Genomic DNA, 23,129 nt, shown 5'->3' with positions numbered 1-23,129 from the left:
TGGCAATCTTTGCTTTTCAAAAACGGCAGTCCCAAGGATGAAAAAGCGAAATTAATACATACCCTCGAAATATTCAAGTGACTCCAGTGTATATTCTGGAGTCATTTTTTATGTGTGAATTCAGGGGATGCTACGTTTTCTACGTTGGAGTTCGAAGGAAAATAAAAAGTAAAGGAACGCCGATACTCCAGCGAGCAATACAAAATTGAGATCACTAAAAGTATAATTGCCTTCATGGTCAAGAAACAGCAAGAAAAGAGCAATCATGCAGCCGAAAACGACGTATACTATGGCTTTCAGCAAAAAAATATTCCGATTAGTGGAAAAGAACGGAGCGATTCGTTTCACAAAAAAGTCGGCTAGGATTCCCGAAATTAAAATGACCGGGAAAGAAGAAAGGGTGTAGAATAAAAAAATCGAAAAATAGAGATCATCATCCAGAGCCTCTAAGGCTGAGCGAATGTAAGAAATCGAGATAATCAGACCTGAAGTTACGATAGCGGTCAGTCCGGCGGCAATCAGTTTATTGAACATAGGGAAGTCTCCTTATCTTATGTAGGATACCGCCAAGTTCGTTTGATTAGGCGAGATACGATGAAGTAAAGCAAGGCCGAAGATCCAGCAATCAACAAAGAAATCGGAATATCAAAATCATCTTTCGTGAGTGTCAAGATTAAAAACATAGCGATAGTAACACCCGATATCACGTCGAACGTTTCCAGAGTTAAAGGCTGTTAAATAATTGAAGAGGAACCTTTTAAAATGATGACGGTAGTTAAACCGTGAATCATTTTTTAGGGGCATTGTTCGATTTTTTGAGAATTCTATGCGAGATCCAAAAATACAGAATCGCTGATACACCGCAAAGCATAAGAAGCGGTAGCAATACCGACAAATCACTGAACCGAACGGATCCGTCATGAAGGAACAATAGAATGACCAGAGCGATTAAACTGCCGGATACACCATACAATAAAGGACTCGTCTTCCGGAGCATAGGAGAGAACGAAACGACTCGTTTCTTCAACCAGTCGACGAGGATTCCCGAAATTAAGATGACCGGAAACGAAAAAATTGTGCACATGACGAAAAAATCGAAAGATGAGAAATAGACATCATCAAAGAAATCTTCAAAAAATGTATAGCTGGATAAAACCAACGTCACTATACCGGAAATGGCGATTGCGGTCAGAACGGCCGCTAATAATTTGTTCAACATACAGGAGTCTCCTTTTTATCAAGACGCCGGAAAGCCCGTTCAATCAGGTAAGTTACGAGATAGTAGAGCAGGGCGGAACCTCCGGCAATCGCAAGGGAAGCCGGAATATCAAAATCCTCTTTTGAAAGTGTCAGAATCAAAAACATTCCAATTAAAACACCCGACAGTCCATACAAAACAGCCAGAACGAAAAACCGAAGCCGGGAGGGAAGATGTTTTAACCTGTTTCGGATTAATACATCCGTCAAAAAACCGGAAATCAAAATGATCGGCAGAGCATAAATCAAATACAGAATGAAGATGCCACTCGCTGATGTGTACATCGTGTCACCGGCTCGTTCCGACACGGGTGTATAGGAGCAATAGGTCAGAATGCCTGAAACCAAGACGGATGTCAGTAGGACAACGGTTATTTTTTTGAGCATAATAACTCTCCTTTATTCTTAACGATTTTGATTTTTCAAAGCATCTTCAAATGATTTCACCGTTCCGTCCGCAATGGAATTCAATTGTCGGAATGTGTCCCGTGACGATGCCATCCATCGTGTAGTAACCGCCGAGACTGATTTCATACGTTTGATTGGCATCGATGCGCGTCGCTGTATAACCTTTTTGAATCCATTTTCCTTTCGTCCGGGATTCGGACGTGACGGAAACCGTATCCGAACAGAGATGACGTCCGGCACTTTGACTGTAGGCGGTCGTGATATCCGGTCGGACATTAATTTCACTTGCCGATTCCTCCTTTACCGCCTGTTTCTCGTTTGATGTCAAAGAAATCTGGAACGTACTCCGCTTCTCCGCGATTTTTCTGAATTCCTCGACCGGACGCCAGTCTTCATCCCGAAAGGCATAGATCGGGGCTAACTCCAGCTCACCATCCGGATGACGTTGATTCACGGATTCAATCACGATCTCGTATTGTTGATACCACTCATTTTTTTGCTCCGTCGTCGGTCCGTTTGTCTCAGCAATCGCGTCCGGTGACAACGGAACGAGCAGCGCAAGGGACAATAAAGCAGTAGATATTGTTTTTTTCATCGACATTTGTATTCTCCTTTTTTCATGCCATGACTTTTTGATAATGGATCAGCGTTGCTTTGTCGTTCAGCGGTTTCCGGACACCGGTTTCGACGTAACCCATCTTTTCGTACAATAAACACGTCTTCGTCTCTTCAAGCAGACTGGACAGTTCCCATGTCTTAGCCCGCGGATAACGGGCTTCCGCGAGCAGCATGGCTTGTTTGGCAAATCCGTTACCTTGGGCCTCCGGTGCCAGAAACAGCGGACTGATCCGGAAATGAACGTCTTCTTTCCAGCGAATACAGATTGCGCCAACGAGCTGTCCGTCCGCGATGATTTTTAGGAACGTGCTCGTCGGATGATGAATCCGTGCGTAGACCCGGTCAATCGTTTCATTGGCAGGGTTCGTGTCGTAATCTTGATATTTCTTAAACAAGGGACTGAACGCTGAGACTTGCAGTTCAAATAAAGCAAGAGCATCGCTGTCGGTTGCCGGTTCCAAATGAATCATCCTAATCCTCCTTTTTTAACGTAATGGAATTATTTTACCATAAGGTCATTCACATGGAATTATTTTTCCTTTTTTATGGAGGACTGTCCCTGCCTGAAAAAGACTATGGTATAGTAGATAAGTTAAAAAATACCATCTATTGATCTAAGGGGGAACGAACATGACACGCCAAAAGAATATCGTCTATAACGTCTTATTAAACGAGACACGGGATCAGGTCCTGATGGTCAAAAATATCGGACCGTCTTATTCGTATTACACGTTGCCCGGGGGAACAGTCGAAGCGGGGGAGACGTTACCGGAAGCAGCCGTCCGGGAAGCGAAGGAAGAAACCGGATATGACGTTGCGGTCGGGGAACTGTTACACGTCAGCGAAGCGTTTTTTCCGCAAGTCGATGAACATTGTCTGTTCTTCTTTTTCCAGTCGGAGATTCGCGGGGGCGAAATTGGCACGATTTTTCCGGATGAAATCGAAGAGATTTCGTGGGTGACGATTGCCGACGCCGTTCAGTTCATGAATCTGTCGAAAGAATACGAACAGATTCTGACGACGCAACAGACGGTCCCGTACGTCTTCAATGGACAAATCACACACTGAGCGGAGGGGTACACATGCAGATTGTCGAGACAACGGACCTGGATACATTAGCTAGGCTGAATCGCTACGTCCATGAGCCGCACGTCGCGCAGCAGCCGAACTTCTTTAAACCGTACGACTTTGCGACGGTCCGGGCATTTTTTGCGAAAATCGTCGGAACCGGGAACCATCAGTTTTTGATTGCCGAACTCGACGGAGAAGCGATCGGCTACGTCTGGATCGAATATCTCCGGCGTCCGGAAAGTGCCTTTCAGTTTGCCCATTCGAAAGCCCGCGTTCATCATCTCTGTATCGTCGATGACAAACAGCAGCAAGGGTTTGGCCGTCAGTTGTTGCTTGAAGTGGAACGTCGCGCACTCGAACAGGACATACATAAAATCGATCTCGACTACTGGATGAGCAACGATGGGGTCGATGTCTTCTACGAACGGCTCGGCTTTGAAAAGATGCGCCAAGTCGTCGCAAAATCGTTAAATTAAGAAAGAAAGAAGGAAGTATGAATGGATTATACAGACTTGAATTTCATTTTTGGTTTGCTGCGCATAGCAGTTCTCGTCATGGCGATCCCGTCAATGGTGTACGCGTTGTATCTGTTGCGGAAGATTGCTAATAAATAAGCGACACCTTGTTTCCTCGACGGAGACAAGGTGTTTTGTATTACATCCATTAAAAACAGGGTAGTTAAATAATGAACGACGTGTCAGGAAAGCCTTGGAACTAGGAGGGATCAGATGTTATTTCTATTCATCGGTTATTACGATGCAGAAAAGATGAATCAGTCCTCGCAACAAGAGCTCGATGCCGTCATGGAACGGTGTAATCCACCGCTCGAGACCTTTTTTACGAAGCTCAACGTTTTGTATGAATGGCATCCGGGAGCCGAAACGAAACGGGCCCGGCTTCTCGACGGTCAGATTCAGCATCAGGACGGACCGGACCCGGACAAAACGGAACAGATCGGCAGTCTGATCGTGTTTGAAGCGGATGATATGGAACAGGCGGTCGACTTGGCATTGCTTCATCCGACGACCCAGTTACCGGAAGCACAGAAGTACGGCTGGCGGATGGAAGTGCGGCCGTTGATTGATCCGAAAGAAGCAAAATAGACGGTTTTTGAACATACAGCGCATCGGTGCGTTGTATGTTTTTGTGATTTTCGGGTATACCTGTTTCATAACTGATCAAAAGAAACCAGAAAGTCAGGTGAAGCAGACGTGTCGATCATTACCTTTGAAGACGTGCAGTACAAACACATACTCCGTGGCATCTCGGGTGCGTTTACGGAAGGAAAAATCACGACGCTCGTCGGACCAAGCGGTGCCGGCAAATCGACGTGCTTAAAACAAATCAACGGACTGATTTCCCCGGACAGCGGTCGGATTCGTTACCGCGGCGAGGACTTGGAACAGATGAACCTTGTCGAACTGCGGAAACAAATCGGGATGGCGTTTCAACGTGCGCCGATGTTGCCGGGGTCCGTCATGGATAATCTCAGTTTGCCGAAAACGATTTTCCGCGAGACCTTGGCACCGGACGAAGCAAAGCGACTGCTGGAACAAGTCGACCTCCATGTCGACTTAAAGCAGCCGGTCAAAGAGTTGTCAGGCGGTGAACGGAGCCGGCTTGCGATTGCCCGGACGCTCGTCAATCGACCGGATGTCTTGTTGCTCGACGAAATCACGGCCAGTCTTGATTTTCGGATGGTCAAGGAAATCGAACAGCTGATTCAGCGCCTGCAACGCGAGCTTCAGGTGACCGTCATCTGGATCACGCATGATCTCGATCAGGCACGCCGGGTCAGTGAAGAGGTCTGGTTCTTAAAAGACGGTCAATTGCTTGAGCAGGGGGACGTCTCGTTGCTTGAGCCGGACGGAGCACGTTCGGACATTCAGGCGTTCCTAAAGGGGGAATTGTCATGAGTTACGTCCAACTGGCAACTTCCTTGATTTTCATCGCGATACCACTCATTCTTGCCTTTACGCTGAAACTCGGGCTTGAAAAAGACATCCTGATCGCGACCGTCCGCTCGATCATTCAACTGCTGATCATCGGCTATATCCTGACATTCGTTTTTGAAAGCGACAGTCCGATTTATATCCTGCTGATGATTTTGTTGATGATCGGTGCAGCGACACTGAACGTGATCCGTAAAGGTGACGGGATTCCCGGTATCCAGTGGATTGTCCTTGCGACCTTGGTCTCGGTCGAAGTCCTGACGATGGGACTGATGCTTGGATTAAACATCATTCCGTTTGAAGCCCAGCAAGTCATCCCGATCAGCGGGATGGTCATCGGGAACTGTATGATTCTGTCGCTGTTATTTCTCAATAAGTTCAAGGACGAGGTCGAACGGAGCGACGAAGTGATTGAATTGATTTTATCCCTCGGGGGTGATACGAAAACGGCGATTGATACGAGTCTGAAAGGCGCGATCCGGACGAGTATGATTCCGACGATTGAAGCGCAAAAGACGATGGGCCTCGTCCAACTGCCGGGCATGATGAGCGGTCTGATCATTGGCGGGGCCGACCCGATGGAAGCCGTTCTGTATCAACTGCTGATCTTATTCCTCTTGCTGACGACGGCAGCAACGTCCGCCGTACTCGTCGGTTACATGTCTTATCGGAAACTTTTTAATCAGAAGTCACAGTTCATCGGTTTGACGTACCGCAAGGCAGATAAGTAAAGGCGTCCTATTTGTCTGGGCATACAAAAAGGGGTGTCGGAATCAAATCCGGCACCCTTTGTCGTATAAAAAAATAAGACATTCCATGAGACTTGAGCGAGTGGTGAAGTGGTCTCAACGGGCGAGTGCGATGAGATCGATCAGAAGATGGGTCAGCCAAGAACCCCAGATACTGCGTCCCATCTTCAAATAGACGTAATTGAAGATTAAACGGGCGACACCTTGAAGTAAAAGCACGTGGGCGACTGTCGAGAAGACGGAACCGTCCCAATAGGAAAAGACATGCATCAAGCCAAAAATGAGTGCACTGATCAGCGAACTGAGTAAGAAGGATAGTCCTTTACTCCGCAAACCTTCCAAAATGCCGATTCCGAGCAATTCTTCCCCCATCAGCATGAACGGTAACATGAAAATCAATTGATTCAGGTGCCCGGCTCCCGGATTGGCGGCCCAATCAAAGCCGATTCCTTTTGCAAGTAATCCGGTCAGCGTGGCGGTGACAAGATAAACGATGGCGCCGACAGGAATCAGCCAAAGTTTCCGTGGACGGGAGAAGGCAATTTTACTATCGGTTTGAAAAGCAATCAGCCACGCTAGCCCACCTCCGATGAACAATCCCCACCAGGCCCAGCTGAAAGAGGCGAGAGCATAAAATCCGGAGATCAACAAAACGGCTCCGAGTATTAATCGGACGTTCGTCGTCTGCATTGTCTGTGTTCGATCTGCATCCATATTCAGTTCCTCCTCATAAAGTGAGAGGTGCAAGGTCAATGTGGGGTTAGGAAGGAAATAGAAGTACAAAATCAATGTCAGAGGCAGGTCATCCTACATATGGTTAGATATTCCACGTCGGTTTAGGTTCAAAACTAATTTACTTATAATATACGTGTTAAACATCCATTCAAATTTCGTAAAGGTTGAATATCCTTTTAATGGTATTATGTGAATGTAATATACATAAAAAGGAGAATAAAATGACAACATCATTATTGCAAATTCAACACATGACAAAGACGTACCAACGGGGAACGGAGACGATTCATGCACTGGACGATGTTTCGTTTTCGATGCAGGAAGGGGAATTCATTGCCATCATGGGGACGAGCGGCTCCGGAAAAAGTACCTTGCTGAACATTCTCGGTGCTCTCGATCAGCCGACAAGCGGTACGTTGCGGTTGCGGGATGAAGCGCAACGCGAAATCTTCACGGAACCGGCGGCGACGTTATATCGGCAACAAAACATCGGCTTCATTTTTCAATCGTTCCATCTGCTCGACGATTTGACGGTTTCGGAGAATGTCGCGTTGCCGTTGATGTTAAAAGGAGCGGACAACAGCAACGCGTGGCCATTGCCCGAGCGTTGATTGCAGAGCCGCCAATCATTTTAGCAGACGAACCGACCGGGAATCTTGATTTCAGGACGTCGACGGAAATCATGACGCTGCTGAAGGCGCTGAACAAAGAACAACAGACCAGCATCCTGCTCGTCACGCATGATGCGCAGGTCGCGTCTTACGCCGACCGGGTGTTGTACTTCCACGACGGACGTATCGTAGCCGATCAGCCGTCGACCGGAGAACTTGGACCAATCATGGAGACGTTCGAGCGTTACGTGAGGTCGGTATGAAGCAGGAGAAACAGCATTTGTTCCGATTAGCACTGAGATTATACCGGAAAAGTCCGATGATTCTTCTGACCTCAATCGGTAGCGTGATGATTTCGATTTTACTTGTCCTGTCGATGGTCTTGTTTGTTTCGCAAAGCCAGGCTTCGGTTCAAGCTGATATCGAGCGGCTCTTCGGCAAGATGGACTTGTCGGTCGGCTATCAAAGTGGACAAACCAAAATCATCGATCAATCCTTTTTGGACAGGTTGACAGGAGATCAACAGACCCGGCAGATTTCACCGATTTTGATTACGAATTTGACGGTCACCGGACAAACGACGGCGGATGTTTATACGATTGGGACAAAAAACGATACGCTCGCCAAAAGCCGCTATCATTTTAAGCAATCAGTGGGGCGGGGCGAGGTCATTCCGAATGCGGGATTAGCCAAAGCCTATGACGTCAAAGTAGGACAGACACTCACGATTGCAGGTAACAAGTACCGCGTGATTGATATCCAGCCGGACGCATCAGCGAGCGGAGCAGCACCGGATACGCTAGTGATGTCGTATGCGGATGTCAAAGAATTGAATGCAACCGTCGGGCAAGAAGGTCTTGCGACGTATGTCTTGGTTCAGTTGAAAAAGGATTCGGATGTCGTTGCCTATGCGGATCGACTGACACAAGCCATATCTGGACTGCGCGTCGAACTTGCCGAAACCGAAACTTCGAACGTCAACGGTGTCTCGGCCATGCAGGTCTATGTCGGCATCATTGCCGGACTGATTTTAATCGTCTCCGCGTTTATCCTGATGACGAATTTTGATGTCTTTCTCCGCAAACACCGGTATCAGTTCGCCATCATGCGGACGCTTGGGGCGACGACGCGGCAATTGTTCCAAATCTTCATGATCCAGTCGAGTCTGATCGTCTGCGCCGGAGCTCTGATGGCTTTCTTATTGAGCGGATTTTTTTACAGTGTCCTGCAGGAGCGGTGGCGGGAACTGTTTGCATTGAAGGGAGCGGTCATTCCGTTTGATGGGCAACTGGCCTTTTTCGTTACAATCGGCAGTAGCCTGTTGATTCTTTTATTGCTGAGTGCTGCTGCTTACCGCAACCGGCGGATTCTGCCGCTCCATGTCATGCGTCAAAATCATGATAGACCTAAAGCGTCGCAGCTCAGTGGACGTTTCGTTAAATTTTTCGTCTCACTCACAGCAGGGGCGCTGTTATATGCGACGATTCTCGCGCAAACAGACAATCACCGAGCCGGTGGGTATCTCGTGTCGACTATCAGTTTTCTTCTGATGATGTACAGCGCAACGCCCTTGTTGCTGAAGTGGCTGTTGGTCCGAATTGAACCGTTGCTTCAAAAAGTGGCTGGACCGACGACGTTTGTGGCTGTTCGGAGTGTCTTGCCGCAAATACGGAAAAACGCGTTGCTGATGTTGATCGTCCAAATCCTGCTGGTTGTTGTTGTCCTCGGTTCGACCTTCCTTGAAACAATTAAACAAAATGAGCTGACCTATCTGAAGACACAATATCCGACGGAACTGGTCCTGAAAAGCCGCTTGATTGAAGGGACAAAAGCTGATCCACTTGAACTGACACAGACGATTGAAGAGGAGCTGCCGGAAGCAAAAAGTACGTTCGTTTCTCCGGTAAGTGGACTTGAAATCATAAAATCAGATCACACCATTACTTTTAATTACGCATTGACAGACCTTGAAAAACTTGACGCAATTGGAAAACCCGTTCGCTCTTTAGAAAACGATCAATTCATCGTCTCTAAAGCATTTGCGCAAGCGAATGAATTGGAAGTTGGTGACCGTCTTGAGGTGGGGCGTTTTATCGACGGAGAAATGGGGACAGTCTCGATTGGTCAATTTGAAGTCGGACAGATTGACCCGGACTTACCAACGGACGCCTGGTTCGACTGGCGGTCGTCAATCCGTACTTCTGAAGACCGGCTTGGTGCACTGTATATCGATGTAGCCGACACGAAGCAGACACAGACCGTGTTGCAGGAACTGACGACACGTTATCCGACGCTCCAGTTGAACCGGTATGAGACGTCCGTCAACCTAGCGAATCAGCAACTGCAAGAACGATGGATTGTCTTCATCGTCGCGCTGGCTGTCATGAGTGTGTCCGTCTGGTTTGGTCTCGCCAATTCGTTATTGAATTATTTGGCGACGAAACGACGCGAGTATGCATTGTTGCGGACGTTGGTCTTGACCCGGTCATCGCTCCGATGTTTGATTTTGATTCAAATGCTGATTTTCATCGGTAGCGGCATCGGATTCGGACTCGTCACCGGGATTGGCACCACCTTCTTGATCTCACGCGTCGATCACGGAAACATCGCACTGGACTTGACGAGTATCAGCATGACGGTTACCGGACTTGTCGTGTTAGTGTTCGGACTGATCTGGTTCACGACAAGACGGAAACAGGAAAATCTGGTCGAAGAATTGAATCAGTGACGACAAAAAACCGTGAACCCGATTCCTGAAAGAGGAATGGATTCACGGCTTTTTTTTGTTCTGCGAAGTTTTCAGCAAACGGACGAAAAAGAAGAATGCGACCAGCACAAGTAGAATATTGGTTACGAGCGTCAATCGCGGCAGGCCGAGGACGGTGGTGTTCAGCAGATTGACGAGAATCAATCCCGCCAATAACAAGCGAAACACTAAAGGAAAAGTGCGAGAAGACAAATGAAGACCTCCTTTCTCCTCCTGCTTTTCTTCAACAAGCAGGAGGTCTGGAATGAATAGCGAATTCTGTCTAAAGAGAACAAAACGGAAACGGGGCGTTCGAAATGCGAAAGACGGTACTGGCACTACTCTTATTAGGAATGATCGGCGGCATCGGTTGGTTTTTTCTTGAGCAGGAACAGGATGAGACGTTTGAACAAATCGTGCGTGCCCGGGTGACGAAACATGTCGCCGAGCAATATGGCAAAGAGACGATCGTTGCGGTCCGGTCTGCCTATGACAAGACGGCATCTTCAAAAGAAGCCCGGCATCAGGTTGCCGTCCAGCTGAACACCGATCCGCGTGGTGAATATCAGGTCTTTCGACTGGCGAAGCAACAGGTCGTCTTCATTGGACGCACCCGCTCCTTACCGGAACGAAAATGAACCGTACGCGTCAGTCCTCCTGCATCCGTAAACGGAGGTAGGAGACAAGCGTCGGCACAGCGATCACTAAAGCGACAGCCGTTGCGAGCAGGATGGGTACGGTATCGAGCGCAACGTATGTGATGATAGCTGCTACAATAAGTACGGTTCGAAGGACATTCAATCGAAATGGTGCAGTTGGAACATTCTGATCAGGTAATATGAATGACATCCGGTACTGGAAGTAGAAGTGGATCAACAGTCCAAGTTGGACGATCAGTAAGAAAGTAGAATCGGATTGTTCAAAAAAAATGGCGTAAATCGTCATCATCATGACGAGCAGATACAAACCGGTCGTTAACATCAGACGGTTCTTCAAGAGAGAATCCTCCTTTTTCTTATGTAAGCTATGACTTCATATACGTCCGTTTTAACCAAGTGTTCCCAGAATTCTTTACTTAAACAAGCAATCACCATGTCATGAAAGGGGAAATGAAGATGTTTTACGGATTATGGACAAAGTTTACGACGCAAGCAGGTGAGGGACAACGACTGGTGGACTTATTGTTAGAAGCAGCAACTTCCTTACAGGATGTCTCGGATTGTAAGCAGTATGTCGTCAGCACGACTGAAGAATCCGATACCGTAATAGTCCGGGAGATTTGGACGGACCAAGCGGCACATACAGCGTCATTGCAACTGCCGGCGACGAGACAGTTGATTGAACAGGCGAGACCGATTCTGTTACATGTCGAACGGGTGCTTGAAGATCAGCCGCATGGGGGCAAAGGATTGGTATAATTTTTCCAAAAAGAGGGAACCCTTATAGTCAATACACGTATTATCGCCATGAGGTGAGAAGATGAACAAACAAGAACGGATTCAGACCATACAAACCATTCGCAAGCAAACGAAACCGGTACGGATTCTGTCGGTCGTTTTTACCGGTGGCGCCTATTTGGCAACTCACTTTTTTAACCAATCCATTTGGTCGATTTTGGTGTTCCTCTGCGCACTGGTGATTTCCGGCGTGATGTTAAGTCGCGAAAGTTTCGAAATCAGCCGACTGTCAGACTCGACACGTGCCAAACGATTGATTCGACTCCGGTCCATCATGGGTTTTGGCATCATTTCACTCATGCTGCTCCTGATCATCACTACAGAACGGAGAGGTGATACGGACATGTCACTGATTTACGTGGCAGGTTTCATGCTGCTTGGGATTGGAATCGAAACCATCATCGAGAACCGGATCCGTCGAGCCGATCCGGAACAGCCGATGAGCAAAGAATACCGCTAACTAAATACATTTTGTTGGAAAAGCATCCGTAGCATTCGGATGCTTTTTCTTGTGTTCAACTGACGGTATAAGCAGGCAAATCGCTTTCCTGTCCGCCTCTGGCATATGATAGGAACGATTCGTACAAAAGGAGGGCTTCTTATTCTTGCCATTATCATCGGATTAATCATCGGGATCCTCGTTCCCGTTCAAACGAGTGTCAACACACGCTTACGCGGCATTGTCGGCTCGCCGTTCCTTGCCTCTCTGCTGTCGTTCAGCATCGGGACGGTTTTTTTGATCGTACTGACGCTGTTCGTTGAACAGAATTTCCGTCTGAATCCGAGTGTCTGGTCGGAACCCGGCTGGATTTGGATCGGCGGCGTGCTCGGTGTCATTTTCTTGACTGGGAACATTCTGTTGTTTCCGCGAATCGGCGGTGTCCAGACAGTCATCATGCCGATTTTCGGTCAGGTCTTAATGGGCCTGTTGATTGACAACTTCGGTTGGTTTTCGACCGCCGTCACACCACTGTCGTCGACGCGACTACTCGGCGCTGGATTTGTGCTGCTCGGTGTCGTCGGTACCGTTGCACTCGGTGACTGGCTTACAAAACGCCGCTATCCAGAACAAGCGAAGCCGGTCGATCCAACGATCTACGGCTGGCGGATCATGGGTGTCGTCATGGGGATGATGAGTGCCGCTCAAGCCGCGATCAACGGCCACCTCGGAGTGGTACTCGATTCCGCCATTAAAGCAGCATTGATTTCCTTTATCGTCGGTACGGTGACCTTGTTGCTTGTCAATCTAATCGTCCGGACGAAGTGGCAGTTTGACCGGTCACTCCCGACACCATGGTGGATTTGGATCGGCGGCTTGATCGGTGCTTTGTTCATCGCCGGGAATGCCGTCATCGTGCCGCTGGTCGGAGCGGGTGCCGCTGTCGTTATCGTGACGATCGGTCTGTTGACCGGCAGTCTGTTAATTGACCGGTTCGGATTGTTTGGCGCAGCGAAAGCGCCAGTCACAGGTGTTCAACTGGTCAGCCTCGGGCTGATGATTGTCGGCATCGTGCTGATCCGGCTCTAATCAAAAATGCTCCCTTCCAATGACGGAAGAGAGCATTTTTTAGTCCAGTTCGACTTTGACGGTTGTTGGTTTCGGGAACGCTTCACTTGACGCATACATGACGAAAACAGACTGATCATCCGGTACTTCATAAACAAAATCGACTCGCGAACGAAACGGAGGATAATACTGGAATCCATTTTTCCACGCTTTTTCATTTCGGTTGACGTAATCGATTTGTTCATACTCGGTTCCGTCCGGTGCTTGCAGCGTGAACGTATTCGGACGGTAATTCACGGAACTTCCGTCATAATCGTAATACGTATCCTGAAAAATCAACGGCAACGTGACCAATTGGTAACCGCTCCGCGGTTTTAATTTCAACTCTTTCGGTGGATTCGGCAACAGGCTATCGACATGAAACACTGCTTTTTTCTGAAGCGGATCACCGGGATAGGTCTTGACGACACCTTTATTCATCATCTGTTTGACGGCTTGTTCTTCTTGATCCGTCAAAGCCTTTGCTACCGGAGGCAATTCGATTTTGACGGTGACCGTTCTCGGGAACGCACTATCTGATGCATACAGGACCAATACTTTTTCGTCTTCCGGTACTTGATAGACGAGATCGACGCGTGATTTTTCGGGCGGAAAATACTGATAACTGAATTTCCAGGCTTTTTCATTATGATTGACATAATCAACCGGCAAATATTCCTTTCCGTCAGGAGCGGTCATCGCATAGGTGCTTGGCCGATAGATGGACTTGGCACCTTTTATTGAGGAATCCTGATTATCCTGCATAATCGCCGGAACCGTCACAAAACGGTAACCCGGTTTTTCTTGTAAATCCAGTTCTTTTGGTGTCTCGATCAGCGGATCGACATAAAAGAACTGATTATTGATCCGTTCGCCGCCTGGAGTCGTCTGCACCATACCTTTTTTCATCAGCTTCTTGATTTTTTTGTCGGTTTCCGACTGCGAAACAGCCGCTGTTTTCTTCGACTCGGTCTGTTTTAAATCAGCGATTTTCGTACCGGTCGTTTGAACGGCAGACGATTTATCCTGCGTCTGTTTTGGTGCTTGCGTGATGTCTTAGTTTGCAGCAAACAGGAACAGGCTGGAGACGCCAGCGGCTAAGACGACGCCGATCGTGCCAAGGGCCAGTTTAAAACGGCGTTCCGTCGCCTGGGTATTGACGGCGACACTGCCGATCGCTGCATTCGGCGTAATCCGGACGGCCCGTTGTGCCGGCAACAGCGCACCGAGCACTCCGGTCACGACCGGGATGAACAGCATCACACTGAGGAACAACAGCTCATTGACCGGGAACTGGTTATAGACGTATCCAATCATCGCGAGCGCAAGTAAGAGACCGATGACACCGGCGAATAACCCGGTCAACATGCCTTCCGTCAGGACAAGCAGCCGGATCCAGCCGTCGCGCCAACCGGTTGCTTTTAAGACGGCGAGTTGCGGTTTCCGCTCATTGACGTTTTGCCACATGATTTCCGTTGTCGTCAGGATGGCAATCAAGAGGGCGACTGCCATTGCGACGTAGTGCATCGTCCCGACTTCAAGCGCGACGTACTCGCCGAGCCAGGTCGCATACAAGACGCCTTTCAGCCGAAATGTCACGAAGAGGAAGAAGATAAACAGACTGGTCGGCAGGGCAATCGCGACGACTGACAGCAACGTCCGTTGCCAGTATGTGAACAACTGATTGAGACTCATCCCGAAAATCGATTGCGACCGGACGAGCCGACGGCCTTTAGAGACTTCACCGGACCGCATGCTTTCAAACGGCTGGATGCGGCGGATCAGAGCCATCGGAACGAGCGTGCCGCCCCAGTAAATCAAGAGACCGGCGAGTCCGATCAACAGAATCCGTCGGAGAGCGATCGGATGATCCGTCGTCAGCCAGAACGACCCGAGAATCGTCCAGGAAATCAGGGCGACGAAGGTACCGAGTAGCGTCGCTTCCAAAAATAGCAGCTTCGACAACTGACGCGGACGCCAACCGAGCGACAGTAAAATCGCAAACTCTTTTTTGCGGGCATAGAGCAAGATGATGTTCGAGCTGAAGACATAAACGAGGGCAACGGCAATCACACTCGCGATGACACCGCTCATCCCGACTTTCGCTTCCTGGAAGATCGCCATCGAGGAACCGAGTTTGATCCACGGTTGCTGAACCCAACCTAAAGCGGATTCATTTTTTAAGCCGGGCAGATAGGTCAGGGCGAGTTGAGGGGAGGATCCGAGTGTCACATCGGTAATCAGTCCCGTCTTGTCTTCAATCTCTTGAGCGACAGCCTGCAATTTTTTTTCGCTCGTTGCATTCATGGCTTCGACCCCTTTGACGTTGACCCGGATGGCCGAAATGGCTTTATCGCCGCGAAGCTTAAACGCCGCATCGAGTGTCGTCAGCATCGACGGCGGTTTCGTCAGGAAGTCATACGGATCATTTGTCGGCTTGACGTCACGGATGGGATTAACGGGTCGTTCGTTTTTGTCCATGACCCATTGGGCCTTCGCCGGGAAGTACGTCTCCATCGGAAGCTCAGTCAATGGATCCTTCGAAATGTTCAGTTTTTGTGGATCGAACACACCGATGAACTTTAAATTCATCTTCGGTACGGAATTTAAATTGATGGACGTATCTCCAAACGACCGGACTTTTCGGTACATCGTTCGTTTGGCCAATTGAACATCTTCCGGCACTTCCTGTGGTGTGACCTGATAGGCAAACGGCCATCGTGTAGCGAACGGACTCGCGAGCGCCTGGTATTCGACGGAGGAGGGCTTCAAGTACATCCAGTCGAAGCTTCCAGCTGGTTTAGACGGAACCGTACCTTTTAAGATGTCGTTGACCAGTTTTTTAGAGGTTTCATTTGTCGTAATCTTATAGACTTTCGCAGGTTGGACCGGAAGCGTCTTCAGATACGATTTCCCGCCTTTTTTCATAATATCTTGGACTGTCTCGGTCATCGAATCATTAACTAAGGGAACATCGACTTTTTCGTAGCGATACTTCCGGTAGGCATCGACGTATTCATGACTGTTTAAAATCAACGGGATGTTCCATACATCATCTCCGTTGTCTGTCGCGATATCGTCTTTTGTGAAATAGCGGCTGTGTGTCGCTTTTTTCGTCGCTTGATCGAGACCGACGAGCCGGGCTTCTGCTTTTGGATCGATTCCGGCGAGCATCGTTGCGCTGCCGAACTCCATCAGCGGTTGTTTTCCCAACTCTTGCGGCGAAAGATCACGATTCAGGCCATCGCTTTCGGAAGGAGACCATCCGGCACCTAAAAAGTAAGAGTTCGTCTGTTGTTCTTGCTGTAAACCGGTATCCTGAACATCTTGAATCGTGACTTTATAGATGCCTTGCTCTTTAAAATCGTATGTCCCAATCTGGGCATCCGCATAATAATTCCCGATCATCGCGATCGGAGCCGCGACTTCAATATCGTTTATCTGTTGAATCGTCTTGTACTGTTTCATTGTGATGCCGCCGTCGAGACCGCTCATATAGTTTGGCTCAAGCAGCTTCAAGTCTTCCGTTACACTGCGGCTGTCCGGCGGTCGGACGACGATGTCGTAAGACGAGCCCCAGCGCTTTTGCAGTTCATCAACGACGGTACCGTTGTTCGCCTGCGTCGTCCCAATCAGATAACTGAGTCCGGTGCTGACAATCAGGACACCGACGAGGAGCAGGATGAACCGCTCCTTGTTACGCCACCAGGAATTCCAGATGAATTTAAGCATCCGCGGTTCCTCCAATCATCCTTTGACTAGAAAAAAACGAAACAACAGGTTCAATAAATGATGGTTCATTCATTCGGATGACGATTGGATTTTTACGTACATCGCTCATCACAGTTCCTCCCTCAAAAGTTGTATGTAATATTTTTCATGTGAAAATGATTATTTTACCATTATATACAATTCAAGAACCTTTTTGGTTCAGAATGGATATAATTATCTAAAAATTCCATCAATTTATTTTTACGAATCGTCCGGAATGACTGCTTAATCTGGTTAAAGGACATCAGGTAAATGGAAGCGAATAGGATATAAGTAGCGGATTTCTAAAAGGAGGAATGGCGATAATCATGATTGGTATATTTGCCGTGATTGCTGTAGGAATGACGATTTTAGCAGCACGACGCGGTTACCGGGAACGGTCAATGGATGATCGTGCATATACGTCAAACGATCACGAACTGGATATCCATCATCGAAATGACCCGCCGTCCTGGTGAGGGGAGGAACGAGGTATGAAAAATAAACAAGAACGCACCCGCTTCATTCAGGAGGCAAAACGGCGTCTGATGAAACAACGCATGTTGAGTGCACTGTTGTACGGAACAAGTATTATTTTGATTATCGCCAATCGCGGGGCTTACTGGCCGTTTGCCGTTCTCATCGTTGCGCTGGTGCTGATTGCCCGCCTGCACTCAAAAGAAGTCAATCGGTATATGGCGTTGACACCGAACCCGGCAATGAAGCGGATCATCCAGATCCAGTACGTGATTGATTACTGCTTCATCGTATTGGTCGGTCTGTTCCTGCCGGTCGTATTGAATCTGAGCCTGCCGTTCTTCACCAGCATCGGAGTTTATCTGTTGCTTGCCGTTGTGCTCTTACTGACGGATACGGTTCTTGAACGCCGCGGAAAAGTACTCGATCCCGAACATCCGACGAAAAAAGAGTTGCGGACCTATCCGAAGACGTGGAAGAAGCTGAAGACTTAAATGGGGGCATAGCAATGCAGGAAACAAACGAAATTCACCATGCATTACGCGAAAATGAAACACTGCGCGAACAGTTAATCCTCGTCGACCGGCTCGGACTGCCGGATGCCTGGATTTGCGCCGGTTACATCCGGTCGTTGATTTGGGGACTGACTTTGACTGAGGAACAGGACATTGATGTCGTCTATTACGACGTGACCGATAGATCGGAAGCGACGGAAAAACATTACGAAGAGCAATTGAAATCTTGGCAACCGTTGCCGTGGTCCGTTAAAAATCAGGCGCGGATGCATCTGAAAAACGAGTTACCGCCGTATCAATCGACCTGTGACGCGATCGCGCATTTTCCGGAGACGGTGACGGCGATTGCGGCGAAGTTAACAGACGGACAGTTCCAGTTGTATCTGGCCTACGGCGCAGCCGATTTACAGACCCGGACGATTCGCCCGACCCCGCTGTTCTCAAAAGGATTACCGCGTCATGCGATTTTTCAAAAACGCGTCACCGACAAACGATGGGACAAGCGGTCTGATTTACGGATCGTCGACCGGTTCTAAAAAATCAGGATCAACTGTCAAAGGAGGGATCAGATGGATTTTCGGAAGATGCTGGTTGCCGGTCTCGGTGCTCTACTGATTTTTTATCTATTCCGGGAACCCGCACCGGCGCCTGACTATAAAAAGAAATTTAATGAATCCATTGAGACCGTGATCAAACTGGAAAACGAGGAACTCGTTCGGCAGAATCACGATCCGATTATCCGAAAAGAAACGGGAATTGAAGTCAGTGATGACGGGGACTGGATTGAACTTTACTATGATGCACCTCTGCAGGGAGATAAAAAAAGTGTTTACCAAAAGCAGGGTGACCGGTACGTGCGGGTGACGGATATAAAGACGGTGTCCGATCAACTCGACAAGGCAAAAACGACGTATCTCGAGAATTTGGGAATCAAATGAAAGGAATCATCATGAGTTATCAAAAAATGCTTTTGCCGGAACGCTAAATCGGTATAAGCATTTTTTGTTGCCTTGCTGTTAGTGCATCTGAATGAAAAATTTACTTGAATTCAAACGCGATGGGAGGAAAAAGCAGCATGCGCTTTTCTAAATTCAGAAGGTGTCATTTGTTTTACTTGTTTAAATTTTTTGATGAAGTAGCTGAAATGGTCAAATCCGGTCATCAATGCGATATCAAGGACAAGATAATCGGTCTCGCGTAACAAGATGGCAGCTTGTTCACACCGATACTGATTCAAATAATGGAGCGGTGAAACCCCAATCACGCTTTTAAAATACCGTGAAAAATAGGAAGTGTTCATTTGAACGATTCCTGCTAAATCCTCCATCGTGATTTTAGTGGCATACTGTTCCGTGATATACGTCAGGATTTTTTGAATGTTTGCTTGTTTCCGCTTCATTTCAGGTTGAACCGGCTCAAACACATCCTCTTTAAACAGCACATAAAGAAGTTGGAAAAGAATCGTTTTGACATGGAATAACTTTAATTGATTTGCTTCCTCGTAGTGCTGAATGATTTCTTGAATGTACGTCCGTAGTTGAAGACGAACTGCTTCAGGCAGTTCGTGTACGGAACGAAAGCGGACTTTGTTTGAAATCAAGGGTCGGATGTAATGTGTTTGGATGGCATCCGGATAATCAAAGCCAAACATCTTCGGGTGAAAAACGATTGCGTGATGAAAAGACGAACCGGACGCTGATAATTGATGTAAATCCTCGGCATTGATCAGTGCGATATCCCCCGCCTGTAAAAGATGGACCTCCGAATCAAGGGCAAGAACCAGTTCGCCCGCCTCGACAAAAATTAGTTCAATCTCTTTATGCCAATGAAAACCGACATGATAACCATTCGGTTTTTGTTTACTGTAAATATGTAACGGAAAATCCAATGTCCCATGAATTGAAGTCTCGCGCAACTCTTGCTGAAGATGCATCCTAATTTCTCCTTTGTCAAAAATGTGCTATTTATTATTCATTTTTGTACAAGAATATTGCTTTCAAAAACGGCTACACTACTTCTTGTAAGGGTTTTCAAAAAGGGGTGTGAAAAGAAATGATTAAAAAATGGTGGCACACAAGTGTAATTTATCAAATTTATCCAAAAAGTTTTAAAGCTGGTCGTCCAAATACAAGTATAGGCGATTTAAAGGGTGTTATCCAGAAGTTAGATTACATCAAAAGGTTAGGAGCAGAAGTGATCTGGTTATGTCCTGTCTATCAATCGCCTCAAATCGATAACGGATATGATATTAGTGATTACTATTCGATCTCGCCTGAATATGGCACGATGGAGGATTTTGAACAGCTGATTGAGGCATGTAAAAATCGTGGTATTCGTCTGATCATGGATTTGGTAGTCAATCATACGTCCGATCAGCACCACTGGTTCCAACAAGCATTGCAGGCAAAAGGTAATCCGTTCCGCGATTATTATATATGGCGTGATCCTGTAAAGGGAGGGGTTCCGAATGAGTTGCAGTCTAACTTTGGTGGGGCGGCATGGAAATGGCATGCTGAAACGGATCAGTACTACTTACATTTCTACAGCGACGCACAACCTGATTTAAACTGGTCGAATCAAAAGTTACGTCATGATATCTATGACATGATGAATTTTTGGATTGATAAAGGGGTGAGTGGATTCCGAATGGACGTCATCGATTTGATTGGTAAAGATCCGGACAATCAAATCAAGGAAAACGGACCCATGCTTCATCCGTACTTACAGGAAATGCATCAGCATACGTTTGGTCGACATGATTTGTTGACGGTCGGTGAGACGTGGGGGGCAACGCCAGAAAATGCACCCCTTTACTCTGATCCGGAACGGCAGGAATTGAGTATGGTATTTCAGTTCGAGCATCTTCAATTGGATAAAATCCCCGGAAAACAACGTTGGGATGTACAACCGCTCGTATTAACAGAGTTGAAGCGTGTTTTGAATACATGGCAAACAGCTCTTCATTCTAACGGATGGAACAGTTTATTTTGGAATAACCACGACTTGCCGCGGATCGTTTCCAGATGGGGGAACGATCAGGAATTTCGAGTGGAATCAGCAAAAATGTTAGCAACACTTTTACACGGGATGCAGGGTACCCCTTATATTTATCAAGGGGAAGAGATTGGGATGACGAATGCTACTTATGCCTCCCTCGCGGATTATAAAGATATCGAAACACAAAACATATACCGCGAACGGATAAAAAAAGGGTTCAGTCATGAACAAACAATGGCAGCCATCCGATTAAAGGCGAGAGACAATGCACGGACGCCGATGCAGTGGAATCGGGACCGGTATGCCGGGTTTTCAGACGCGACACCATGGATGAAACTCAACGAAAATCATGAAGACATCAACGTCGAGCAGGCACTACATGATCCGGACTCCATCTTTTATCATTACCAGACATTGATTGCCCTTCGGAAAAAACATGACGTCCTTGTGTATGGATCCTTTAGATTGATTTTTGAACAACATGAACAAGTCTTTGCATACGAGCGTCATTTTCAAGGCAAGACACTGGTCGTCGTCTGTAACTTTTATGAACAACCCGTCTCAATCGTCTTACCGGGAGCGGAAAAACGGATCATTTTGAGTAGCAATTATAAAGATTCTTCCGTTGAACTGGAAGATGTGTATCTGCGTCCGTATGAAGCCATCATGTATCTTGAGAAAAGAGGAGAATCAGGGAATGAAGATTAAGCAAAATACATACGACGTGGTAGCGGAAGAAATTCTGGAAGCGATTGGCGGCCGGGATAATGTCATCAGTGCCTCGCACTGTGCGACACGGCTGCGCCTTGTCCTCCAGGATGACAAGCGCGTCAACACGAAAGTATTAGAGGAAATCGATTTAGTCAAAGGTCAATTTTTAAGTGGCGGACAATTCCAAGTCATCATCGGAGCCGGTACGGTCGACGAAGTTTACCGGGAGTTCATCCAACTTGCGGGCATCGAGACTTCGAATAAAAAGGATGTAAAAAAAGATGCTGATCAAAAAATGAATCGCTTTCAGCGTTTGATTAAATTATTGTCGGACATCTTCGTTCCGGTCATTCCGGCGCTTGTCGCAGCCGGTTTACTGATGGGAATCAACAATGTCCTGACATCTCAGGGTCTGTTCATCAGCGGAAAATCTTTGATTGATCTGTATCCCGGAATTGCTGATTTGGCGAGCATGATCAATCTCTTCGCCAATGCGGCGTTTGTCTTCTTACCGATATTAATCGGCTTCTCGGCGACACGGATTTTTGGTGGGAATCCCTACCTGGGAGCCGTCATCGGGATGATCATGGTGCATCCGGACTTGCTGAACGCTTATGGATACGGTCAGGCAGTCATTGATCAGACCGTTCCGGCGTGGAACATATTCGGGTTTGAAATTGAGAAAGTGGGCTACCAGGGAACGGTCTTACCTGTCCTAGCCTCGTCTTTCGTATTAGCCTTTACAGAAAAACGGATTCGCAGAGTCATGCCGTCTGCGCTCGATAATTTGCTGACTCCGTTGTTGTCAGTGTTCATTACGGCCGTCTTGACGTTTGTCTTTGTCGGAGGTGTGATGCGGAGTGCGGGGAACGTCCTTGCCGAAAGCCTCGTTTGGATGTACGACACGTTAGGATTCGTCGGTGGTGCGATTTTCGGACTCTTTTTAGCTCCGTTGACATTGACCGGTATGCATCATAGTTTGTTACCGGTTGATATCCAGCTGATTGCAGGTGGCGGATCCTTTTTACTGGCACTGGTCGCCTGTAATAACGTAGCGCAAGGCGGCGCAACATTTGCTGCGATGCTAACGACACGCGATTCGAAATTAAAAAGTATCGGCGTTTCATCCGGATTATCCGCGCTGCTCGGGATTACGGAGCCCGCTATGTTCGGTGTCAATCTTCGTTTGAAGTATCCATTTTATGCGGCGATGTTAGGGTCAGCGGTAGGTGGAGCCTACGCGGCATTTACAAAAATCTTGAATGTCGCGCCCGGTCCTGCCGGAATCACAGGCTTCGTCACGATGAAACCCGGTAGTATCATCGATTTTTTAATTGCCGTCCTATTATCCGTCATCGTTTCCTTTATCCTGACATTGGTATTCGCAAAATCCAAACGCTTTAATCGAGTTGATCAGTAATCAGCGGTATGAATTAAGAACACATATTGAAGTAGGGGCGGGAATTAATTTCCCAATCTCTTACTTGAATATGTGTTTTTCTTCGGAATGGACGTTTGACATACTCACT

General features: G+C 47.5%; 27 protein-coding genes and 1 pseudogene. 17 read left to right on the top strand and 11 right to left on the bottom strand.

Annotated features, from left to right (window positions below):
• Positions 1-120: 120 nt before the first annotated feature.
• From MUN34_RS06610 to MUN34_RS06590, 5 genes are all read right to left on the bottom strand, one after another.
• The gene (locus tag MUN34_RS06610; protein WP_026828374.1) at positions 121-534 is read right to left on the bottom strand and encodes a hypothetical protein; all 414 of its coding nucleotides are present in this window, start codon (positions 532-534) and stop codon (positions 121-123) included.
• 253 nt (positions 535-787) lie between these two features.
• Positions 788-1,219: a hypothetical protein gene (locus MUN34_RS06605; RefSeq protein ID WP_247857208.1), complete on the bottom strand. Its 432-nt coding sequence runs from the start codon at positions 1,217-1,219 to the stop codon at positions 788-790.
• The gene (locus tag MUN34_RS06600) at positions 1,213-1,644 is read right to left on the bottom strand and encodes a hypothetical protein (protein WP_247857207.1); all 432 of its coding nucleotides are present in this window, start codon (positions 1,642-1,644) and stop codon (positions 1,213-1,215) included. The genes MUN34_RS06605 and MUN34_RS06600 overlap by 7 nt, the downstream gene beginning before the upstream one ends.
• A gap of 46 nt (positions 1,645-1,690) precedes the next feature.
• Entirely contained in the window at positions 1,691-2,260 is a 570-nt protein-coding gene (locus MUN34_RS06595; RefSeq protein WP_247857206.1) for a hypothetical protein, read from the bottom strand.
• 22 nt (positions 2,261-2,282) lie between these two features.
• Positions 2,283-2,753 (bottom strand): GNAT family N-acetyltransferase, encoded by a 471-nt coding sequence (locus MUN34_RS06590; RefSeq protein ID WP_247857205.1) that lies wholly within the window; start codon positions 2,751-2,753, stop codon positions 2,283-2,285.
• Positions 2,754-2,913: 160 nt separating this feature from the next.
• Here MUN34_RS06590 and MUN34_RS06585 point away from each other — a divergent pair, with 160 nt between their 5' ends.
• The 5 genes from MUN34_RS06585 (at position 2,914) to MUN34_RS06565 (ending at position 6,037) form a co-directional block, all read left to right on the top strand.
• Positions 2,914-3,351, top strand: coding sequence for an NUDIX domain-containing protein (locus MUN34_RS06585; protein ID WP_026828370.1), 438 nt, complete (start codon positions 2,914-2,916; stop codon positions 3,349-3,351).
• Positions 3,352-3,365: 14 nt separating this feature from the next.
• Positions 3,366-3,830, top strand: coding sequence for a GNAT family N-acetyltransferase (locus tag MUN34_RS06580; protein WP_247857204.1), 465 nt, complete (start codon positions 3,366-3,368; stop codon positions 3,828-3,830).
• 252 nt (positions 3,831-4,082) lie between these two features.
• Positions 4,083-4,457, top strand: a complete 375-nt coding sequence (locus MUN34_RS06575) for a YciI family protein (RefSeq protein ID WP_247857203.1) — start codon at positions 4,083-4,085, stop codon at positions 4,455-4,457.
• A gap of 108 nt (positions 4,458-4,565) precedes the next feature.
• Positions 4,566-5,270, top strand: a complete 705-nt coding sequence (locus MUN34_RS06570) for an ABC transporter ATP-binding protein (protein WP_247857202.1) — start codon at positions 4,566-4,568, stop codon at positions 5,268-5,270.
• Positions 5,267-6,037 (top strand): ABC transporter permease, encoded by a 771-nt coding sequence (locus tag MUN34_RS06565; RefSeq protein WP_247857201.1) that lies wholly within the window; start codon positions 5,267-5,269, stop codon positions 6,035-6,037. The genes MUN34_RS06570 and MUN34_RS06565 overlap by 4 nt, the downstream gene beginning before the upstream one ends.
• 114 nt (positions 6,038-6,151) lie before the next feature.
• Here the strand turns inward: MUN34_RS06565 and MUN34_RS06560 are convergent, their stop codons facing one another.
• A complete protein-coding gene (locus MUN34_RS06560; RefSeq protein ID WP_247857200.1) occupies positions 6,152-6,769 on the bottom strand; it encodes a CPBP family glutamic-type intramembrane protease in 618 nt (205 codons plus the stop codon).
• Between the two features lie 242 nt (positions 6,770-7,011).
• On the opposite strand from MUN34_RS06560, the pseudogene MUN34_RS16005 reads away from it, so the two are divergent.
• Positions 7,012-7,664, top strand: a pseudogene (locus MUN34_RS16005) (ABC transporter ATP-binding protein).
• Between the two features lie 17 nt (positions 7,665-7,681).
• Positions 7,682-10,129: an FtsX-like permease family protein gene (locus MUN34_RS06550; protein WP_247857199.1), complete on the top strand. Its 2,448-nt coding sequence runs from the start codon at positions 7,682-7,684 to the stop codon at positions 10,127-10,129.
• A gap of 42 nt (positions 10,130-10,171) precedes the next feature.
• On the opposite strand, the gene MUN34_RS06545 is transcribed toward MUN34_RS06550, so the two are convergent.
• Positions 10,172-10,360, bottom strand: coding sequence for a hypothetical protein (locus tag MUN34_RS06545; protein ID WP_247857198.1), 189 nt, complete (start codon positions 10,358-10,360; stop codon positions 10,172-10,174).
• Positions 10,361-10,464: 104 nt separating this feature from the next.
• On the opposite strand from MUN34_RS06545, the gene MUN34_RS06540 reads away from it, so the two are divergent.
• On the top strand, positions 10,465-10,785 hold the full coding sequence (locus tag MUN34_RS06540; RefSeq protein ID WP_247857197.1) for a hypothetical protein: 321 nt from the start codon (positions 10,465-10,467) through the stop codon (positions 10,783-10,785).
• 10 nt (positions 10,786-10,795) lie between these two features.
• Here the strand turns inward: MUN34_RS06540 and MUN34_RS06535 are convergent, their stop codons facing one another.
• The gene (locus tag MUN34_RS06535; protein ID WP_247857196.1) at positions 10,796-11,143 is read right to left on the bottom strand and encodes a hypothetical protein; all 348 of its coding nucleotides are present in this window, start codon (positions 11,141-11,143) and stop codon (positions 10,796-10,798) included.
• Between the two features lie 119 nt (positions 11,144-11,262).
• Between MUN34_RS06535 and MUN34_RS06530 the strand changes: the two genes are divergently transcribed.
• The 3 genes from MUN34_RS06530 (at position 11,263) to MUN34_RS06520 (ending at position 13,132) form a co-directional block, all read left to right on the top strand.
• Positions 11,263-11,565, top strand: a complete 303-nt coding sequence (locus tag MUN34_RS06530) for a putative quinol monooxygenase (protein ID WP_114595827.1) — start codon at positions 11,263-11,265, stop codon at positions 11,563-11,565.
• A gap of 61 nt (positions 11,566-11,626) precedes the next feature.
• The gene (locus tag MUN34_RS06525) at positions 11,627-12,064 is read left to right on the top strand and encodes a hypothetical protein (protein WP_247857195.1); all 438 of its coding nucleotides are present in this window, start codon (positions 11,627-11,629) and stop codon (positions 12,062-12,064) included.
• 105 nt (positions 12,065-12,169) lie between these two features.
• The gene (locus MUN34_RS06520) at positions 12,170-13,132 is read left to right on the top strand and encodes a DMT family transporter (RefSeq protein WP_247857194.1); all 963 of its coding nucleotides are present in this window, start codon (positions 12,170-12,172) and stop codon (positions 13,130-13,132) included.
• Between the two features lie 39 nt (positions 13,133-13,171).
• Here the strand turns inward: MUN34_RS06520 and MUN34_RS06515 are convergent, their stop codons facing one another.
• Both MUN34_RS06515 and MUN34_RS06510 read right to left on the bottom strand, forming a co-directional pair.
• Entirely contained in the window at positions 13,172-14,059 is an 888-nt protein-coding gene (locus tag MUN34_RS06515; protein ID WP_247857193.1) for a hypothetical protein, read from the bottom strand.
• Positions 14,060-14,206: 147 nt separating this feature from the next.
• A complete protein-coding gene (locus tag MUN34_RS06510; protein ID WP_247857192.1) occupies positions 14,207-16,882 on the bottom strand; it encodes an ABC transporter permease in 2,676 nt (891 codons plus the stop codon).
• 335 nt (positions 16,883-17,217) lie between these two features.
• Between MUN34_RS06510 and MUN34_RS06505 the strand changes: the two genes are divergently transcribed.
• Genes MUN34_RS06505 through MUN34_RS06490 form a run of 4 tightly spaced genes read left to right on the top strand, consistent with a single transcriptional unit; the run spans position 17,218 to position 18,830 of the window.
• Positions 17,218-17,379 carry a hypothetical protein gene (locus MUN34_RS06505; protein ID WP_247857191.1) on the top strand — a complete coding sequence of 54 codons (162 nt, stop codon included), beginning with the start codon at positions 17,218-17,220 and terminating at the stop codon, positions 17,377-17,379.
• Positions 17,380-17,394: 15 nt separating this feature from the next.
• Positions 17,395-17,871: a hypothetical protein gene (locus tag MUN34_RS06500; protein WP_247857190.1), complete on the top strand. Its 477-nt coding sequence runs from the start codon at positions 17,395-17,397 to the stop codon at positions 17,869-17,871.
• A 14-nt stretch (positions 17,872-17,885) separates the two neighbouring features.
• Entirely contained in the window at positions 17,886-18,428 is a 543-nt protein-coding gene (locus tag MUN34_RS06495) for a nucleotidyltransferase family protein (protein ID WP_247857189.1), read from the top strand.
• Between the two features lie 33 nt (positions 18,429-18,461).
• Positions 18,462-18,830: a hypothetical protein gene (locus tag MUN34_RS06490; RefSeq protein WP_247857188.1), complete on the top strand. Its 369-nt coding sequence runs from the start codon at positions 18,462-18,464 to the stop codon at positions 18,828-18,830.
• Between the two features lie 110 nt (positions 18,831-18,940).
• On the opposite strand, the gene MUN34_RS06485 is transcribed toward MUN34_RS06490, so the two are convergent.
• Entirely contained in the window at positions 18,941-19,825 is an 885-nt protein-coding gene (locus MUN34_RS06485) for a helix-turn-helix transcriptional regulator (protein ID WP_034769880.1), read from the bottom strand.
• A 119-nt stretch (positions 19,826-19,944) separates the two neighbouring features.
• Here MUN34_RS06485 and MUN34_RS06480 point away from each other — a divergent pair, with 119 nt between their 5' ends.
• Together MUN34_RS06480 and MUN34_RS06475 are read left to right on the top strand one after the other, a co-directional pair.
• On the top strand, positions 19,945-21,597 hold the full coding sequence (locus MUN34_RS06480) for a glycoside hydrolase family 13 protein (RefSeq protein ID WP_247857187.1): 1,653 nt from the start codon (positions 19,945-19,947) through the stop codon (positions 21,595-21,597).
• A complete protein-coding gene (locus MUN34_RS06475; protein ID WP_247857186.1) occupies positions 21,587-23,020 on the top strand; it encodes a sucrose-specific PTS transporter subunit IIBC in 1,434 nt (477 codons plus the stop codon). The genes MUN34_RS06480 and MUN34_RS06475 overlap by 11 nt, the downstream gene beginning before the upstream one ends.
• The last annotated feature ends 109 nt before the right edge of the window (positions 23,021-23,129 follow it).

The organism is Exiguobacterium sp. 17-1 (genome assembly GCF_023096305.1).
Taxonomy (GTDB): Bacteria; Bacillota; Bacilli; order Exiguobacteriales; family Exiguobacteriaceae; genus Exiguobacterium_A; species Exiguobacterium_A sibiricum_A.
The sequence above is the reverse complement of the archived record's forward strand: the minus strand, read 5'-3'. Positions and strand labels throughout refer to the sequence as shown.